Below are 1,313 nucleotides of genomic sequence, written 5' to 3'. Positions count from 1 at the left end.
GTTCCGCCGTGTCGACGTCGGCGGCCGGCCGCTGGGCGGCGGCCGCGGTGTCGGCCTCGGCGAGGACGGCACGCACGGCGGCCTCCTCCGACTGCCGGGCGTCCAGGCGGTGTTGCAGCTCCCGGTGGGCGGCGGCGTCGAGCAGTGCGGCGGCCGCGGCCTGCGGGGTCTCGAAGCCGGCGCGGAAGGCGGCGTCGGAGAGCCGGGAGTCGGCGTCCTTCAGCCGCTGTGCGGTGTCCTCGGCGGCCCGCGCGGTGTCGGCGCCCTCGGTGAGCAGCGCGGCCTGCCGCTCCAGCTGCGCCGCCCGCGCGGCGACGCTCGCCGCCGTGCCGCGCGCCAGCGCCAACTCCTCTTCCAGATCCGCCCGTTCACGGTCGAGCCGGTCGCGGTGGCCGACGCGGGAGGCGGCCCGGACCGCCGCCTGCTGACGTACCGCGGTCCGCCGCTCGTGCTCCTGTTCCGCCTGCCGCAGCTCCTCGTGCGCCGCGTGCAGGGCACCGGCGCCGGCCCGCGCCAGGCCGTACAGGCGCTCCAGCTCCTCGACCTCTTCGGCGAGCCGGGCCGTCGGGGTGTCGCCCGCCTCGGCGGTGGCGGCGGCGAGCGCCTCGCGTACGACGCCGAGGCGGCGTTCCTCCTCGGCGCGCCGTTCGTCGGCGTGCTGGTAGGCCGCGAGGGCGCGCTCCTCCGCCTCGCGGTCGACGTGCCCGTCGACCTTGCGCGCGGGCGCGGGGTGCTCGGTGGCTCCGCAGACGGCGCACGGCTCGCCGTCGGCGAGGTTCGCGGCAAGCTCGGCGGCGATGCCGGTGAGCCGCTGTTCCTTGAGGTCGAGCCAGTGGGCGCGGGCCTCGGTGGCCCGTTCGCGGGCGGCCTGCACCCGCGCGTGGGCGTCCTCGGTGTCACGGGCGAACGCGTCGCGCTGGCGGGCCGCGCCGAGCCTGCGCTGCGCGGGTTCGCGCTGCACGCCGAGCTGTTCGGCCCTGGTCGCGGCCTCCTGCGCGGATTCGATCCGGGTCTGGAGTCCGGCGCGGGTCGCCTCCCAGTCCCCGAGCCAGGCCTCGGCCTCCTGGAGCACGTCCTCGTCGGCGCGCTCCTGCCGGTCCAGGTCGGCGCGCTCCGCGACGAGTGCGGTCAGCCGCTGCTCGGCGCGGCGGGCGGACTCCAGGCCGCCGAGCTCCTCGGCGCTGCGGCGGGCCGCCGCCGCGAGGCCTGCGGCACCGGCGCCGGCGTAAATTTCGGGCAGCAGCGCCCACGGTCGGGTCTCAGCGGCGGCGGCCCACAGGTGCTCAGGGTCCGCAGCCTCCCTCAGACCCAAA

At 78.4% G+C, this 1,313-nt stretch carries 1 pseudogene; it reads right to left on the bottom strand.

What is annotated here, in order from left to right:
- Window positions 1-1,313 (bottom strand): annotated as a pseudogene (locus tag ACFU97_RS45820) (SMC family ATPase); the annotation flags it as partial.

The sequence above is a fragment of the Streptomyces sp. NPDC057616 genome, assembly GCF_042800575.1.
Taxonomy (GTDB): Bacteria; Actinomycetota; Actinomycetes; order Streptomycetales; family Streptomycetaceae; genus Streptomyces.
Note: the sequence above shows the minus strand (reverse complement) of the source record. Positions and strands in the feature narration are given on the sequence as shown.